Raw genomic sequence first — 17,135 nt, forward strand, 5'->3', positions numbered from 1 at the left:
ACCGCGATGCTGACCACCTTCAACGAAGTGGACATGACCGCGATTATGGATTTGCGAAATCGGCGCAAGGACAAATTCCAGGAAAAATTCAACGTGAAACTGGGATTCATGTCGTTCTTCGTCAAGGCGGTAGTCGGGGCATTGAAGGAATACCCGCTGCTGAACGCGGAAATTCAGGGCGAGGATATTCTCGTTAAGAAATTTTACGATATCGGCGTTGCCGTCTCCGCCAAAGAAGGGCTCGTCGTGCCGGTCGTCCGCAACGCCGACCGCCTCGGTTTCGCCGAAATTGAACGCGCCATTGGCGAACTGGCGCAGCGCGCCAGAAGCAATGCGCTGAAACTGGAAGACTTGCAAGGCGGCACATTCACGATCACCAACGGCGGCGTGTTCGGTTCGCTCATGTCCACACCGATATTGAACGCGCCGCAAGTGGGAATCCTGGGCATGCATTCCGTCCAATGGCGTCCGGTTGCGATTGACCGGGAGCGGATGGAAAACCGCCCGATGATGTACATCGCGCTGTCTTACGACCATAGGATTGTCGACGGCAGCGAAGCGGTAAGCTTCCTGGTCAAAGTGAAGCAACTGCTGGAAGACCCGGAAACATTATTGCTGGAAGGTTAATACCCAACCATCACCACAAAAACGCCCGGCGGCTGTCGGCAACTTCCTCTGCCAAACGAAAAAGGAGTTGCGCATAGCTTGTCGGGCGTTCTTTTCATCACTTGGACGGTATGCAGCTTCTAACGGACGCCACAGAGGCTATTTTGGGTTTTACGCCCGGTTTTCAATTTTAACGGTCGTATGCGCGCCTATTTTAGCACTTTGTGCGGTATTCAGGTAAAAATAAGGTGAATAGCCGCTGTGGCGTCCGTTAAAATTTTTGCCCAGCCTTTTTTCGGTAAATAGCCTCTGCTGCGACCGTTAACGTTGCACAGGGAGGCTTAAACGTTAGCGATGAGCGGGGAGACGACCCACCTGCGTTGAGCAAGCCTATTTGAAGTCAATCATGCCTTTACCGCTTGACGGATTGCCTGAGTACGGTTTGCAAAATGCCGCCGTTGCGGTAATACTCCACATCGACCGTGCTGTCGAGGCGGGCGACGGCGTCAAAAGCGAATGTCGAACCGTCCGCCCGGGTTGCCCGTACGGTTACGGTTTGCCCCGGCTTCATTTGATCGTTCAAACCAATCAGGTCATACGTCTCCGTCCCGTCAATCCCTAGCGATTTCCAGCTGTCGCCCTCTTTAAACTGCAGCGGCAGCACGCCCATGCCGACCAGATTGCTGCGGTGAATCCGTTCGAAACTTTCCGCGATCACCGCTTTTATGCCCAGCAGCAGAGTGCCTTTGGCCGCCCAGTCGCGGGAACTGCCCGTGCCGTATTCTTTGCCGGCAATGACGATGAGCGGTATCCCTTGCTCTTTATACCGCATGGCCGCGTCATATACGGGCATCGTTTCCCCGGTCGGCAAAAATTTTGTTACGCCGCCTTCCGTGCCGGGCACGATCTGGTTGCGAATGCGGATGTTGGCGAACGTGCCGCGGATCATCACGCGGTCGTTGCCGCGGCGGGAACCATAGGAGTTGAAAAGTTTTTGCGGCACGCCTTTTTCGGTCAAAAATTTTCCCGCCGGGCTTGTTTTGGCAATGCTTCCGGCAGGCGAAATATGGTCGGTCGTTACCGAGTCGCCCAACAACAAAAGCGCCCGCGCGCCGCGAATTTCCCTAATCGGCTCGACTTCCGGCCGTAATCCCGCGAAAAAAGGCGGCTCTTGAATGTAGGTGGAAGCCTCGTCCCAGTTGTACATTTCCCCTGCGGGAATCTCCAGGCTCCTCCAGCGTTCATCCCCAGCGAAGACGTGCGCATATTGATTTTTAAACAGCTGCGGATTGGACGCTTCTTGCATGACCGCCCGCAGTTCGTCCGTCGTCGGCCAAATATCGGACAAATAGACGGGCTCGCCCTTGTCATTGATATTCACCGGCTCGTTGGCAAAATCGACGTCCACTCGCCCGGCCAACGCGTAAACCATGACCAGCGGAGGCGAGGCCAGAAAATTCGCTTTTACCTGCGCGTGAATACGGCCTTCGAAGTTGCGGTTGCCGCTCAAAAAAGCCACGGCAACGAGATCGTTCTCGTCAATCGCTTTGCCGACTTCTTCCGGCAGCGGCCCGCTGTTTCCGATGCATGTCTGGCAACCGTATCCGGCAACATAAAAGCCCAATTTCTCCAAAGGCTCAATCAACCCGGCATTGAGCAAATAATCCGTTACGACTCGCGAACCCGGCGAAAGGCTTGTTTTGACATGCGGCGGGCGTTTCAAGCCTTTGGCGACCGCTTTTTTGGCCACCAGGCCGGCCGCCAGCATGACGGAGGGATTGGAAGTGTTCGTGCAGCTCGTGATCGCGGCTATGACCACATCGCCATGGCCCAATTTGCTCGTTTGTCCGTCCGGATGCTTAACTTCCACTTTTTGCCCGACGCTTTCGTCGCTCAAGTTAAAGCCGCCTTCTTTGAACGGTTTGCGTACAAGCGTGCTCCACGTTTTTTTCATATTGGCCAATTCGATCCGGTCTTGCGGACGCCGCGGCCCCGCCACGCACGGAACGACTGTCGCCAGGTCCAGTTTGATGCGATCGGTAAATTCCGGGGGCGGCGTATCGTCCGTGCGGAATATGCCTTGCGCCTTATAGTACGCTTCGACAAGCCGCACTTGCTCCTCGCTGCGTCCGGTCATTCTCAGATAATTCAGCGTTTCTTCATCGACCGGGAAATAGCCCATCGTCGCGCCGTATTCCGGAGACATATTGCCTGTCGTCGCGCGGTCGGCGATACTGATCGAGGATAAGCCGGGACCGTAAAACTCGACGATCTTGCCGACGACGCCTTTTTTCCGCAGCATTTCCGTGATTGTCAGCGTCATATCCGTCGCCGTAACGCCTTCCCGCAGTTTGCCGGTCAATTCGAATCCGATAACTTCCGGCATCACCATGTACAGCGGTTGGCCCAACATGCACGCTTCCGCTTCAATCCCGCCAACCCCCCATCCGACAACGCCCAGACCGTTGATCATCGTCGTATGGGAGTCGCACCCGACCAAAGAATCGGGATAAGCGACTTTTTGCCCGCCGCTTGTGTTTACGAATACGCCTTGCGCCAAATATTCCAAATTGACCTGATGGCAAATTCCCGTTCCCGGCGGGACGATCCGCACATTTTCAAAGGATTTTTGCGCCCAGCGCAAAAATCGGTAGCGTTCCGCATTGCGCGCGAATTCCATTTCAATGTTGTATGCCAGCGAATCAGGCGTACCGAACCGGTCGACCATGACCGAATGGTCGATTACCAAATCCACGGGAACATGCGGATTGATATGTTGCGGCGCGCCGCCCATCCTGTGCATAGCTTCGCGCATCGCCGCCAAATCGACCAACGCCGGCACGCCGGTAAAATCCTGCAGCAGAATGCGCGTCGGTTTAAACGGGATTTCCCCGCCGCTTTCACCCTTGTATTGCCGCCAGTTTGCCAGCTTTTTGACATGTTCTTCCGTAATCGTCTTCCCGTCAAATTGCCGCACTGCGGCTTCCAACAAAATTTTGATGGAAAACGGCAGGCGTGCGATTGCGCCAAACCCGGATTTTTCGAGCTTTTCCAGCGAAAAATACGTGTATGTATCGTTTCCTGACCGCAGCTCGGAACGTGCGGAAAGGATGCCTTGCGCCGTCATTTTGTTTTCCTCCTTGATCACTGCGTTGAAATTTCCCTTTACTATTCTTCTTTCGTTCCGAGCATTTTATCCGTTTAAAATCAGGAACCGATTTCCGGCGCCAGATTTTTTGCGCCTTGATCCGCATTCGTTTTTGCCTCTTGTTCGCTTTGCAAATATTCGACGGAAGAACTGAGCTTCTCGTTCGACATCGCCAAGGCGGCGATAAAAGCGAGCACGGTTGGAATGAGCGCCCACAAAAACGTATGGGTAATGGAAGATGACAGAAGCGCCGCAATTTTATCCAATACCGGCGCAGGTATTTGCGCCCGGGCGGCCGGCGCCAGCAACACGCGCGGATCGTCGATTGCCCGGCTGCTTGCGCCGCCCATGATGTCAGCTAATCCCGCGGAAAACTCGTTGCGTTGAATGATCCCGAAAACGGTGATGCCGAGCGTCATGCCGAGCGACCGGATAAAGTTGGCGGTGGAATTGACCGCCCCGCGCTGCGACGGCGGGAAGTGGTGGATGACCGAATTGCCGAGCACGGAAAACGTTGCCCCAATTCCCAAACCGACAATAATCATCGACACGGTGATCTGAAGCCGGCTTGTATCCTGGCCCAAAACCGTCAGCAAGACCATGCCCGCCGTCAACACCAATGTAAAAATAATCATAATCCGGCGGTAGCTCCAAACGTTCATCAAAAATCCGCCGCCGGTAGCCGTTACCACAGAACTTAACATCATCGGCAACAGCACGAGTCCGGAATTGGTCGCTGTCCCGCCAAGCACGCCTTGAATGTAAATCGGAATATACACGGAAGCCGTAACAAATGCCATGCCGCTTAAAAAACTTAAAACGTTGCTCGTCGTAAACAAACGGTTTTTAAACATCGGGAACGATATAATCGGTTCCGCCGCTTTTTGCTCGATCAGCACGAATGCACCGAACAAAATGACGAACGCGCCGCAAAGGCCAATGATAAAGCCGGAGTCCCAGGCGTATTGTTTGCCGCCAAGCTCAAGCACAAACATGATGCTGACAACCGCGCCTACCAACGTAGCGGCCCCCCACCAGTCGATGCTTTGCTTCGTATGAACAGGCGATTCTTTGTAGAACAGGACAATCAGCGCCAACGCCGCCAGGCCAAGGGGAATGTTCACATAAAACACCCATTGCCAGCTGATATGATCCGTAATATAAGCGCCCAACAAAGGGCCGATGATGCTTGACAACCCGAACACCGCCCCGAACAAACCGCCCAATTTGCCGCGCTCTTCAACCCTGACGGTGTCAAACATGATCGAAAACGCGATCGGCACCAGCGCGCCGCCGCCAATTCCTTGAACGGCCCGATACATGCTCAGCTGGACAATTGAGTCCGCCGTCCCGCACAGCGCCGATCCGACCATAAACACAATAAGCCCGAATACGAAAAACCGCTTGCGTCCGAACATATCCGACAATTTGCCAAAAATCGGCATGCCGGCCATTTCCGCCACCATATAGGCGGAAGTCACCCAGACAAACTTGTCGAGGCCGCCCAATTTGCCGACGATGGTGCCCATCGCGGTCGCGACGATCGTGTTGTCCATCGCGCCCATCAGGATGCCGAGCAGCAAGCCCGCCAATACCAGATTTAATTTGCTCTTCCTGGTTTCCATGTTTCCACTCCCTCTAAACTTTTTGTTTGCAACACGCTTTTAAACTTTTCGGCGTTCCGCTACTGTCGCATCATGCGCCAGATCAAAATGCTCCGTATACTCCACCGCCTCGATGTCGCATCCCGGCCCGATCGTAACGCGCTTGCCGCGCACGATTTTGGCCGTCGTATTTTCCAGGTAAATTTCATCTCCCTCGATCGTTGCGGCGGTTAATGTTGCCGTAGGCAGCGGACGGAAAAAGAGATTCAGCGGATTCAGCCCGTTTCCTTTTCTAACATGAATGTTCCCGCCGCCGATCTCGCCCACCCGGCAATTCCGGTACAGCTTGATGTCCAGCTTCCCCGCGTTGAGGAGGCCTCCTATCTCCAAAATGCCTCTGCCGGTAAAAACTTCCGCCGCGCAATCGCCTTCCGTCGTTAATTGTCCGCTTACCTTTAATTGTTCGCTGCGAATCGACCGTTTTGCTTCCAGCTTGCCCGTACAGCGCAGTTCCTTGATTTTCGCGGCCCCGCCGATCATCACCGTGCCGGAAATGTTAAGCGTATCCGCCTGCACATCGCCGGAAAACGAACAATTCCCAACTACACTAGCGCGCCCGGATTGCAAGTTTCCGTCCATATCCAGGTTTCCCACGCAGCGCAGACGCTTACATTCTACATCACCATCGATTGTCCCTTCACCAATGATTTTTACGTCTTCATACGCCCCGCCGGTTGCCTGGGCGTTGCCCGTCAATTTCAAATTTCGCTGTGGCGTGCTCATGTTCCCTGTCACCCTTCCGCATTTCGCTAATTTCCCCTTTACATTTGTTCCGTTCGCATTACTTTGGCGCTTTTGTCCTGCTCAAACTTCTGTTTGTATTCAACCAAACCGATTTCAGAGCCCGGTCCGATCACCACATTCGCTCCCCGCACGACCGCCGCTTTGGTGTGCTCCACATAAACATCGTCTCCTTCAATGATTTCCGCCGTCAACCTATTGCCGAATTGCAGGGGCACCATTTTTAGCCATCTGGCAAAATCAACACCGGGCAGTTTGCGGATCCGGATTTGTTCCCCGCCGATTTCGGCAATTTGGCAATGGCCGTGCATGTGAATCTCAATCAGGCCGGCATTGAGAGTCTTCATTTGCAGTTTGCCGCGCGCGGCAAATTTCTCCGCTTCGCAGTCTCCCTTCACCGACATGATTCCGTCCAATTGAATGTCGTCGGCGGTGCAGCCGCCAGCGACAACAACCTTGCCATGCACGTTCAGATTGCCTGATTGCATATCGCCCTCAACTGAAAGTACCCCGTTGATATCGGCCGACGCGGCTTTGGCATTTCCGTGAATTTCCGCCTTGCCGTTCAAGATTAACCTGAAACAGCCGAGATCTCCGTTTATTTTGCCGATTCCATCGATTTTGGCGGTTTCCACCTGGCCTCCATTGAATGAACCGATGCCCGAAATAACCAAATTTCGGCTTTTCGCCTGACCCATTGGCGTTTTCTCCTTTACATTGTCGTTAACTTCAGTTTCAGTTCTTCGATCTGCTTGGCGATGTTCACCCGCAGGATTATTTTCACATCATGTTCGAAGCAAATTTCACTGTCTAAAGCGGTCAAAAGAAACACGGAAACGCCCATTTTGCGGATTAAAATCAGTTCGCAGCTTTTTCCGGCGAACTTTTTGTAATGATCCGCAAGCGTTCGCAGCAGCGCTTCCCCTTCGGACAAATTCATTGCGCCCGAGCGCAGGCACTGGTCAAAAATATAAAGATGCATGGCTTGCTCGAACGTGTAGCGTTCCATTTTTCCGATATACTCCGTCGCGAATTGCGCCGCATTTTCCGAAACAATGTTTCGTTTCACTAATTCGGCAAAATTCACGGAAAGGTCCGCGGGAATCGGCGAAAATACTTCCGCCAATTCGTCCAGCGACAAATCGTCCTTCATGTTTTTAATTTTGTCGATGCGGGCCAGTATTTGCTGTTTCGGAAAAAACGTTTCCTGCCCGGTAAACGCCGACTTGCGGATAAACCATTGTTCCGGTATGAGGTTTTTCCGTTTCCAGCGATACAATTGCCCGTAAGAAATGCCCGTCAGTTCCAGCAGTTCTTTTTTGGATATTAATTCATCCTCCACGGCTTTAACCTCCTTGCGACATTAGTGTAACATAACATTGTTACGTTGTAAAGCCAAAACGTCCCGGCAGGAATCATGCCGGACGTCTCTTTTTATGCGCAAACCCATCCGTTACCGGTTAGCGTCAAACGCCTGAATGCCGAGCGCCAATGCGCCGCCCAAACCCGCATTATCCCCCAATCCGGGCGAAACAATATAATTCTCGATATCCGCCAAAACCGCGTCATTTTTTACATATTGATTCAGGATCTCCCGAACTTGTAGCCGAACCAAGGGAAGCAGATGCTGTTGTTTCATCACGCCGCCGCCTAAGATGATCTTTTTGGGCGATAACATTAAAATCGCTCCGGCGACCGCTTGCGCGATATAATACGCCTCAAGCGCCCAGGCGGGATGGGATTCCGGCAAATCCTGGCCTTTCCGGCCCCACCTTTTTTCGATTGCCGGTCCCGCGGCCATGCCTTCCAGACAATCACGATGATAGGGGCAAACGCCCGCAAAGGTATCCGTTTCATGCCGCCTGACCCAAACATGGCCGCCTTCAGGATGCACCAGGCCGTGGACAAGACGCCCTTCCGCGTACACGCCCAACCCAACGCCCGTTCCGATCGTATAATAAACGCAACTGTCAAGACCTTTCGCGGCGCCCCACGTCGCTTCTCCCAGCGCGGCCGCATTGACATCCGTATCCCAACCAAAAGGAACATCATACTGTTTTCTAAGCATGCCCAGAAAATCGCAATTCGACCAGCCCGGCTTCGGCGTCGTTGTGATATATCCGTATTTGGGACTATTTTTGTCGAGATCAATCGGGCCAAAAGTGCCGATGCCAATCGCCTGAACATGTTTGTGCCGAAAATATTCGACTGTTTTTCCCAATGTAATCTCGGGGCTTTCCGTCGGAAAACTGATCCGCTCCAATATTTTGCCGTTTCGCTTGCCTATACCGCAAACAAACTTGGTTCCTCCCGCTTCAATTGCGCCAAAAAGCATGGTCCGTCCTCCATCCGATCATGTGTATGAATAGGTTTGCCGCTAATATAATAGCATAAAAAATGCAAAAAAAACGCCCGATTGGGCGTCAAATTTCATCTTGTTTAATGGCAATAGATATTTACGCCGCTGTACGCATTCAACATGGTGATCAGCGCCGCGTTTTGGCGGAATTTCGCAAAATCTTTTTTAACCTGATCGAATGCCGCCTGCAATTTCGCCTTGTCGGTTTCGCCGTTTTGCAATAGCGCCACATATTGCCGGTATGATTGCTGCATTTGATCGGCAATGAATTGCGCTACCGTCAATTCCTCCGGCGGCGACGTGAACGATGAAACCAGGGAAGTGACGTAGGCCAGCCCTTTTGCCACCTGTTCCGGGGCAAGTTTTCCCTCTGCATAGTCGTTATGAAATCCGGTTGCCTGATTATTCATTTCATTAACCGCGTACACCATCTGCTGATAATAAATTTGCTCGGGCGTGGCGGACGCCGTTGAGATGGTTTGCGTCGCGTGCTTTTGCCAAAATGCGTATCCGACCGCGCCGGCGAAAAGCAAAAGCAAGGACATTCCAAACAACAACATTCTGACTTGCGCAGGAATCGGTCTTTGTAACGCTGCTTCCATCATGCACGACCTCCCAATACGAATCATAGCACGAAAAATAACAAATGTCTATCCGCTTACTAGGAATAAAGAAGCAAAAATGCTATACTGAAAAGAGCAACAAGACTCTTTCAATTAGGGGGATAACATTGAGGCGGTACATACTTTTTGCCATTTCCCTGGCAATAATCATCATGCTTATTCCGCAAGGAATTGTTTTCGCGCATACCGAACTTGTCGCCTCAACACCGGCGGACGGTTCCACAAACACTACTCCGGTGCGGGAGATTTCGCTTACTTTTTCCGAAAACATCCAATCGTTCAGCACCGTCGCCATTCAAAACGGCGCAGGGCAAGAAGTCAAGCCCGACCAATTGGTTGTTGACGGCAAAAGCATGAAAGCGACATTCGCTTCTCCGCTTCCCGACGGCTCCTATACGGTGGCGTGGAAAGCGGTCGCCGATGACGGACATATTGCCCAGGGCACGTTTTCCTTTACGGTCGGCGCGGCGCAAGCGCAAAATGCGACGGCCAATGCGGGCGAGCAAGGAAAGTCCGGTATCCGGAAATACGGCGCGTATGCCGCGGCTGCGGTCATCATCATCCTGATCGCGCTACTTTTCCTGCTTTTCAAACCGAAACGCGAAGCGCGAAAGAAAGATTAACATGGCCATCGTCGTGCTTGCCTGCCTTTATCTTTCCCTTTCGCTATGCGTCGCGCTTTCCGTCGGCCCGCTTATGCCGAAACATAAACTGCCGATAGTCAAAATCCCGCGCGGGTTGGCGCAGATTGCCGCGGGCGGCGCGATTTTGTGTTCCATCGGCTCCTTGCTTGTCACTTCCGCGGGAATCGCCAGATCATTCACATTGCCGCTCGGACAAACGTTTTTGCAGATGCTCTACACTACGTTGCAAGGGCGAGGCGTCCTGGGCGTTCTGTTGTGCGGCGCGGTCTGGTTTGGAGCCGACGCGCTTTTGCGCGGCCGCCGCCGCGATCTTTTTGCTTTGGCGGCTTCCGTCGGCTTTGTGCTGTTTGCCGCTTTGGCGATGCATGCGGCGACGCTGTCGGCTTCCGCATACGTTGCCCAGGCCGCGCATCTTGTGGCGGTAACTTTTTGGCTGGGATTTTTGTTTCTTGTCGGTTGGTTCGCTGTGCCGGATGCAACCTGGAGACCCTTTCTCGCCTGGTATACCCCGGCGGCCATAACCTGCGTCGCAGTCGTTGCCGTATCCGGCGTCACATTGATGAACGATTTGTCGAACGATTGGCTGAACTCGCTTGTTTTGGATTACGGACAAGTACTGTTGCTCAAGCATTTGCTGATTATTCCGCTGTTGGCGTTCGCCTCGGTGAACGGGTTTTTAATCCGCAGGCGGCTGAACCGCTCCGCACGCTTTGATCCGAGGCATTGGATCAGGGCCGAAAGTTTGCTTGCGCTCGCCATTTTTACGGTAACCGCGCTGCTAAGCAGGCAGACGCCGCCGCACGACTTGCGGCAAACACTGCGGTATACGCCGCCGTCCCAATGGTTTTTGCGCATTTACAACGGCACCGTTACGCCGGACATTCAGCTCGCTTTTGCCCTGAGGCCGCTAAGTATTGTTTTCATACTTGCCGCCTGTGCCTTTTTGGCCATGACGTATGTGGTCTTTCGCCGGCGCCTTCGCCCGTCGCTTGCGCTTTTTACTTCGCTTTTGTTTGTCGCTTCCGCTTACATTGCAGTGGCTGCGGCAATTGAATAAGATAATGGTAACCATCAATTAAACGGAGGGATTGCCATGAGTCTTAATGTGCAAAAAACCGCGCTAGTCATCATTGATTTGCAAAAAGGAATTGTCGGCATGCCAACCGCGCCGCATTCCGCAAGCCGGGTGGTGGAAAATGCGGCCAAACTGGCAATCGCGTTTCAGAGCGGCGGAGCTTTCGTGGTGGCGGTAAATGTCGATTTCCACGACGGTCAGGATGCGCTGCGGCCGCGCACAGACCAATCCGCCGCCGGCGGTATGGGCGAACGCCCCAAGGATTGGGCGGCGCTTGTTCCCGAAATCGACGCGCACAAAAGCATTCGCCTCACCAAACGCCAATGGGGCGCGTTTTACGGCACCGAGTTGGATTTGCAGCTGCGACGAAGGGGCATCGATACGATTGTGCTCTGCGGCATCTCGACCAACATCGGCGTCGAAACGACGGCGCGCGAAGCGTATCAACGCGGTTATCAGCAATTTTTTGCGGAAGACGCCATGTCCGCCCGCACAGCCGAAGAGCATCAGCATACGGTCAAATTTATTTTTCCGCGCATCGGCAAAATCCGCTCAACCGCTGAAATATTGCAGATGTTGCCCTAACATGTCCGCATGAGGGGGAGAGAGCCGTGGCTTCATTTCAATTTGCCGGAACGCCCGCGCTTTATGTTGGCAACGGGATGATCGCGAAGCTGGCGGACGCGCTGCCGAAAGGCGCGCGGCATATCCTTTTTGTCATGGGCAGCTTTCGCCTAACAAACGCTAAATATTGGAACAAAATAGTTAAAATGCTTTCCGTAAACCGGATTACATACGATATTGCCCATATTCGCCATGAACCGACCGTCGAATGGGTCGACGCGGTCGTGAACCGCTACCGCGCGCAAGGAAGCGCGAACGGCAGAGGCGATTTGCCACCGCTCGACGCCGTTGTGGCGATCGGCGGCGGCAGCGCGCTGGACGCCGGCAAAGCCGTTTCGGCCATGCTTTGCACCGAGCCGGGGGATACCGTGTTGCATTATTTGGAAAAGCAGCCGGCATACCGTCCGCCGAGCGGCAAAAAAGTGTTTTTTGTCGCCATCCCGACCACGTCCGGCACCGGCAGCGAAACGACAAAAAACGCGGTCATCGCTATTCCCGGCGAATACAAACGATCCATCCGCCACGATCGGTTTATTCCAAACGTCGCCATCGTGGATGCGGATTTGACGATCAGTTGCCCGGCCTCCGTCAAGGCGGCCAGCGGATTGGACGCGTTAACGCAGCTTATCGAGTCTTACGTGTCGATCAATGCCTCGCCTATTACGGATGCGTTGGCGCTCTCGGGAATGAAAGCGGTGGCGAAAAGCCTGCTTGCGATTTGCACCACCGCGGCGGAGGATGCGAACCTGCACGCGCAGATGGCATATGCCGCCATGCTCTCCGGCATCACTTTGGCGAACGCCGGACTGGGTCTCGTCCACGGGCTTGCGGGACCGCTCGGCGGCAGCTTTTCGATCCCGCACGGCGTCATCTGCGGAACGCTGTTAGCGGAAACGACCAAACGCAACATCGCCTTCTTGCGGCAGGAAAAAAGCGACAAAGCCGCTACGGCGCTCGCCAAATACGGCAAAGTCGGATCAATCATTACCGGGCATCCCGAGAGCGATCTCGCGGGTTGCCTGGAGCGTCTGGTAGAAATTCTGGAGCAATGGACCAAGCGCCTGCAAATTCCGCGGTTGGGCCAATTTGGCGTCAACGCCGGCAATATCGGGCCGATCATCGCCGCCGCCGACAACAAACAAAGCCCTGCCATACTGGATCAATCGGCAATGCGGGACATTCTGCTGGCCAGAATATAAATGAACGGGAGGAACGGAACATGAAAACCATTAACCTGGGTAAAAGCGGCTTGCAAGTTCCGGTCGTAGCGGTCGGCTGCATGCGCATTCATTCGCTGGATAAGGCGGCGGCGGAGCGCTTTATTCGGACGGCGCTTGAGGAAGGGGCGAATTTTTTCGACCATGCGGATATTTATGGCGGCGGGACCTGCGAAGAAATTTTCGCGGACGCCATCCATATGAACAGCGAAATTCGCGAAAAAATCATCCTGCAGTCCAAATGCGGCATTCGCGAAGGGATGTTCGATTTCTCGAAAGCACATATTTTGCAGGCGGTTGACGGCATTTTAAAACGGCTGAGAACCGATTATCTGGACGTTCTGCTGCTGCATCGCCCGGACGCGCTGGTTGAGCCGGAAGAAGTGGCCGAAGCCTTCAACATCCTGGAAAGCTCCGGCAAAGTGCGGCACTTCGGCGTTTCCAACCAGAAACCGCTGCAAATCGAGCTGTTGCGAAAGTTCGTCAAACAGCCAATCATCGTCAACCAATTGCAACTTAGCATCACAAACGCAACGATGATTTCAAACGGCATCAACGTCAATATGGAAAACGACGCGGCGGTGGACCGCGACGGCAGCATCCTGGATTACTGCCGGCTTAACGACATCACCATCCAGCCGTGGTCGCCGTTTCAATACGGTTTCTTTGCGGGCGTGTTTTTGAACAACAGCAAATTTCCCGAATTAAACCGCAAGATCGACGAGATCGCCCAAAAATACGATGTGGCCAACACGACCATTGCCATCGCGTGGCTGTTGCGCCATCCCGCCAACATGCAGCCCGTAATCGGCACCATGAACGTTGAGCGGCTGAAAGACTGCTGCAAGGCCAGCGAAATCGTTTTAACGCGCGAAGAATGGTATGAAATTTACCGCGCGGCGGGCAACGTTTTGCCATAAGGCATCGGCTTTGAAAAAGGGCTGTTCGAAAAATACGTTGAACAGCCCTTTTTGCTACGCGCACAGCCGTAGCGAAAGCACCGTGCCGAATCGGCTTTTATTTCGGTATCGGTTCACAAAAGCGATTCCGCTCCGTCGATGCAAATCTCCGATCCCGTTATATGGCTTGACTCGCCGCAGGCGAGAAAGAGCACGAGTTCCGCCACCTGTTCCGGCTCGCCTGTTTTATGTTCCAGCGGTTCGCTGCCTTGCGGGTAAAAAACGGGAATGTTGATTTGGTCCAGGCTCGGCGCCTTTTCCGTACTTTGCCCAATGTTGGTGTTAATCCCTCCGGGGCAAATCGCATTCACGCGAATTTTGTATTTTGCCTGTTCCAGCGCCGCCATCTTGGCAAACGCCACCTGCCCCGCCTTTGACGTACTGTAGGCAGCCCCGCCGAACATGGAAAACGTCCGGTTCCCATTGATCGAACTGGTAATGATGATGCTGCCGCCGTTTTGCTTCATATAGGGAATCGCATATTTGACGATGAGAAATGTGCCCTTCAGGTTGGTTGAAATCGTATGGTCCCATTCTTCCGGCGACAAATCCTCGATCGGGGCCAAAACTCCGTTAATGCCCGCGTTCGCAAACACAATATCGATGGTCTGCCACTTGTCCACCGCCGCTTTTATCCCCGCTGCAACCCTGCGCGGATCGGAAACGTCCACATCCGCTGCGATCACTTCCCCGCCAAACGCTTCGATATCCTGCCGCACCTTATCGGTACGTTCATTCCGCAAATCGACCAGACAAACTTTCGCGCCTTCTTGCGCCAGCTTGAGCGCCGCCGCACGACCGATTCCGGAGCCGGCTCCGGTTACAATCGCCACTTTGTCCTTGACCCGCTGCAAGCCTGTTTGCGGTGCCGCAGCCTCTACCATTGCCATATACCGTCACTCCTGTCCTAAACATGTCGCGGTATTTTTGCGATCACTGATATAGTGTGCCAAAAGGCAAAATAACATAAGCCGTACCGGATTCATGCCAGACCGCAATTTCGGATTGCAATCCGTTCATAAACGGAGTAAATTAAACATATATAAACCAAAATGAACCTGAAAGGAGATTGGTTGCGATGGAAATCCGCCATGCTTCCCATCCGGAAGAAGTGAAACAGTTTGATACCGCGAGGTTGCGTCGGGAATTTCTGATTGAGTCTCTGTTTTCGCCCGATAAAACGACACTTGTTTATTCGCATGTAGACCGGTTTATCGTGGGCGGGGTTTATCCGGTCCATCAGGCAGTCAAACTGGAAGCGGAAAAGAAAGAAATGGCCGCGGACTATTTTTTGGAACGCCGCGAAATCGGGATTATTAACATCGGCGGCAAAGGAACGATTACCGTAGACGGCGCCGATTACACGATGGAATCGAAAGATTGCCTGTATATCGGCCGCGGGGCGAAAGAGATCTTGTTCCGAAGCGTCGATCCTTCCGCGCCCGCAAAATTTTACTTCAATTCCTGTCCGGCCCATCAAACCTATCCTACCGTTAAAGCGGCAATCAGCGAAGCTTCGCCGAGCCATCTGGGAAGCATCACGAACTCCAACGAACGAACGATCTACCGTTACATTCATACCGGCGGCATTCAAAGCTGCCAGCTGGTCATGGGCATGACCTTGCTCAAGCCGGGCAATATGTGGAACACCATGCCATGCCACACGCATGTTCGGCGTTCCGAAGTTTATTTTTACTTCGATATGCCGCAGGACGGCGTCGTCTTCCATCTGATGGGCGAACCGCATGAAACCCGGCATCTTGTCGTCCGCAACGAGCAATCCGTCATATCCCCCAGCTGGTCGATACACAGCGGCGTCGGAACCAGCAATTACACATTTATTTGGGGCATGGCCGGGGAAAACCAAATGTTCGAGGATATGGACGCCGTAGCCATGAGCGAACTTGGATAGGAGCATAAAATGAACTCTTTCAGGCGCCACGAAGCAATCATGAAAATATTGTTATCGCAACATGAGGCAACGGTTGCGGAGCTTAGCGCTACTTTGCAGGTGACGGGCAAAACGATACGCGAAGACCTTGCCAGATTGGAGGAAAAAGGGCTGCTGACAAGGGTTCACGGTGGCGCCATATTGGCGAGAAGCGACCAATTCGGCATTTTGTCGCCCAGGGAAGCAACCGACGGGCAGTCCGCGGAAAGAGCGGAAGCGGCGGAAAGAGCGCTGGCTTACATTCGCGAAAATGAAATTGTTGCGCTCGACGGCGGGCGAACCATGCTTGAATTGGCCCGCAAGCTTGCCAATCGCCCGCTGACCGTCATTACCAATGATCTTTATGTCATCAACGAATTAACCCGCAGGGAGGAAATTCGCCTTGTTGTGCCCGGCGGTTATCGGGTGCGCAACATGTTGGCAGGATCCGACGCGGCGAACTTCGTTAAAGGCCTGAACATCGACAAGGCGTTTCTGTCGGCGACCTGCGTACACTGGGAAACCGGCTTTTCCGTTTATACAAGCGACTTTATTGATTTTAAGCGCGCCCTGCTGCAAACAGCGAAAACCGCCTATGTCATCGCCGATCACACCAAATTCGGCCGCAACGCGTTGCGCACATTTGCCGCACTCAATGAAGTGGAAGCGATCATCACCGACAGCGGTTTATCGTCCGCTATAGCGGCGAAAATCCGCGCGGCGGGCGCAAAGGTCGACTGTCACACTAAAAGTGGGGGGATACAAGAATGAAGCTTTTTGATTTGTCCGGCAAAACAGCTTTGGTTACCGGCACTTCGGGCGGATTGGGGCAAGCGATGGCGATCGGGCTTGCCGAAGCCGGCGCCAACATCGTTGCCGTTTCGTCGTCGAATAGCGAGCAAACGCTCCGGGCAATCGCCGCCACGGGACAAAAAGCATGGCAAATCCGCGCCGATTTGAGCAATGAAAATATTTTGCCGGACGTCGTTCACGAAGCGATCGGTTTTAGCGGAAAAATCGACATTCTCGTCAACAACGCGGGAATTATCCGCCGCGAACAAGCCAGTGAACATAGCGGCAAAAATTGGCACGACGTCATCAACTTAAATTTAAACAGCGTATTTTTCCTGTGCCAGTTGGTGGGCAGACACATGCTGGAACGAGGAAGCGGCAAAATCATCAATATTGCGTCCATGCTGTCATTCCAGGGCGGCATCAATGTGCCCGGCTACACGGCCAGCAAGCACGGCGTCGCCGGCATTACAAAAGCGCTGGCCAACGAGTGGGCGGGCAAAGGCGTCAATATCAACGCAATTGCCCCCGGCTACATGATTACGAACAACACGGCGCCGATCATTGCCGATGAAGCGCGGCACAAGGCCATTACGGAGCGAATTCCGGCAAACCGTTGGGGAACGCCCGACGATATGAAAGGCCCGGTCATCTTTTTGGCGTCCGCCGCTTCCGATTATATGAACGGACATATTCTGTGCGTCGATGGCGGTTGGCTGGCAAGGTAACGGCTAACGTTCTCAAGAATTCCGC

The 17,135-nt window shown here is 53.5% G+C and carries 17 protein-coding genes; 9 read left to right on the forward strand and 8 right to left on the reverse strand.

Annotated elements, in window-relative coordinates; translation table 11 throughout:
* Positions 1-627, forward strand: a 627-nt coding sequence (gene sucB / locus VF260_09925) for a dihydrolipoyllysine-residue succinyltransferase (protein HEX7057496.1), incomplete at its 5' end; no start/stop codon positions are given.
* Between the two features lie 391 nt (positions 628-1,018).
* On the opposite strand, the gene acnA is transcribed toward sucB, so the two are convergent.
* From acnA to VF260_09960, 7 genes are all read right to left on the reverse strand, one after another.
* Positions 1,019-3,733 (reverse strand): aconitate hydratase AcnA, encoded by a 2,715-nt coding sequence (acnA, locus tag VF260_09930; GenBank protein HEX7057497.1) that lies wholly within the window; start codon positions 3,731-3,733, stop codon positions 1,019-1,021.
* Between the two features lie 80 nt (positions 3,734-3,813).
* Positions 3,814-5,379 carry an MDR family MFS transporter gene (locus VF260_09935; protein ID HEX7057498.1) on the reverse strand — a complete coding sequence of 522 codons (1,566 nt, stop codon included), beginning with the start codon at positions 5,377-5,379 and terminating at the stop codon, positions 3,814-3,816.
* Positions 5,380-5,418: 39 nt separating this feature from the next.
* Complete coding sequence (locus tag VF260_09940) at positions 5,419-6,153, reverse strand: cell shape determination protein CcmA (GenBank protein ID HEX7057499.1); 735 nt, start codon at positions 6,151-6,153, stop codon at positions 5,419-5,421.
* Between the two features lie 26 nt (positions 6,154-6,179).
* Entirely contained in the window at positions 6,180-6,857 is a 678-nt protein-coding gene (locus VF260_09945; GenBank protein HEX7057500.1) for a bactofilin, read from the reverse strand.
* A gap of 14 nt (positions 6,858-6,871) precedes the next feature.
* Positions 6,872-7,501 carry a YhbD family protein gene (locus VF260_09950; GenBank protein ID HEX7057501.1) on the reverse strand — a complete coding sequence of 210 codons (630 nt, stop codon included), beginning with the start codon at positions 7,499-7,501 and terminating at the stop codon, positions 6,872-6,874.
* 111 nt (positions 7,502-7,612) lie between these two features.
* Positions 7,613-8,494: an ROK family protein gene (locus tag VF260_09955; protein HEX7057502.1), complete on the reverse strand. Its 882-nt coding sequence runs from the start codon at positions 8,492-8,494 to the stop codon at positions 7,613-7,615.
* 104 nt (positions 8,495-8,598) lie between these two features.
* Positions 8,599-9,123 (reverse strand): hypothetical protein, encoded by a 525-nt coding sequence (locus VF260_09960; GenBank protein HEX7057503.1) that lies wholly within the window; start codon positions 9,121-9,123, stop codon positions 8,599-8,601.
* Positions 9,124-9,248: 125 nt separating this feature from the next.
* Between VF260_09960 and VF260_09965 the strand changes: the two genes are divergently transcribed.
* The 5 genes from VF260_09965 to VF260_09985 are packed head-to-tail and all read left to right on the forward strand — an operon-like array spanning position 9,249 to position 13,621.
* Positions 9,249-9,764 (forward strand): copper resistance protein CopC, encoded by a 516-nt coding sequence (locus tag VF260_09965; GenBank protein HEX7057504.1) that lies wholly within the window; start codon positions 9,249-9,251, stop codon positions 9,762-9,764.
* Between the two features lies 1 nt (position 9,765).
* Positions 9,766-10,842 (forward strand): CopD family protein, encoded by a 1,077-nt coding sequence (locus VF260_09970; GenBank protein HEX7057505.1) that lies wholly within the window; start codon positions 9,766-9,768, stop codon positions 10,840-10,842.
* Positions 10,843-10,878: 36 nt separating this feature from the next.
* On the forward strand, positions 10,879-11,445 hold the full coding sequence (locus VF260_09975; GenBank protein ID HEX7057506.1) for a hydrolase: 567 nt from the start codon (positions 10,879-10,881) through the stop codon (positions 11,443-11,445).
* Between the two features lie 26 nt (positions 11,446-11,471).
* The gene (locus tag VF260_09980; GenBank protein HEX7057507.1) at positions 11,472-12,683 is read left to right on the forward strand and encodes an iron-containing alcohol dehydrogenase; all 1,212 of its coding nucleotides are present in this window, start codon (positions 11,472-11,474) and stop codon (positions 12,681-12,683) included.
* Positions 12,684-12,703: 20 nt separating this feature from the next.
* Complete coding sequence (locus VF260_09985; protein ID HEX7057508.1) at positions 12,704-13,621, forward strand: aldo/keto reductase; 918 nt, start codon at positions 12,704-12,706, stop codon at positions 13,619-13,621.
* 113 nt (positions 13,622-13,734) lie between these two features.
* Here the strand turns inward: VF260_09985 and VF260_09990 are convergent, their stop codons facing one another.
* Positions 13,735-14,550, reverse strand: a complete 816-nt coding sequence (locus VF260_09990) for an SDR family NAD(P)-dependent oxidoreductase (protein ID HEX7057509.1) — start codon at positions 14,548-14,550, stop codon at positions 13,735-13,737.
* A gap of 188 nt (positions 14,551-14,738) precedes the next feature.
* Here VF260_09990 and kduI point away from each other — a divergent pair, with 188 nt between their 5' ends.
* The 3 genes from kduI to kduD are packed head-to-tail and all read left to right on the forward strand — an operon-like array spanning position 14,739 to position 17,110.
* On the forward strand, positions 14,739-15,572 hold the full coding sequence (kduI, locus tag VF260_09995; GenBank protein ID HEX7057510.1) for a 5-dehydro-4-deoxy-D-glucuronate isomerase: 834 nt from the start codon (positions 14,739-14,741) through the stop codon (positions 15,570-15,572).
* A gap of 9 nt (positions 15,573-15,581) precedes the next feature.
* A complete protein-coding gene (locus VF260_10000) occupies positions 15,582-16,361 on the forward strand; it encodes a DeoR/GlpR family DNA-binding transcription regulator (GenBank protein HEX7057511.1) in 780 nt (259 codons plus the stop codon).
* Positions 16,358-17,110, forward strand: a complete 753-nt coding sequence (gene kduD, locus VF260_10005) for a 2-dehydro-3-deoxy-D-gluconate 5-dehydrogenase KduD (protein ID HEX7057512.1) — start codon at positions 16,358-16,360, stop codon at positions 17,108-17,110. The genes VF260_10000 and kduD overlap by 4 nt, the downstream gene beginning before the upstream one ends.
* Positions 17,111-17,135 lie beyond the last annotated feature (25 nt).

The organism is Bacilli bacterium (genome assembly GCA_036381315.1).
Lineage (GTDB): Bacteria > Bacillota > Bacilli > Paenibacillales > KCTC-25726 > DASVDB01.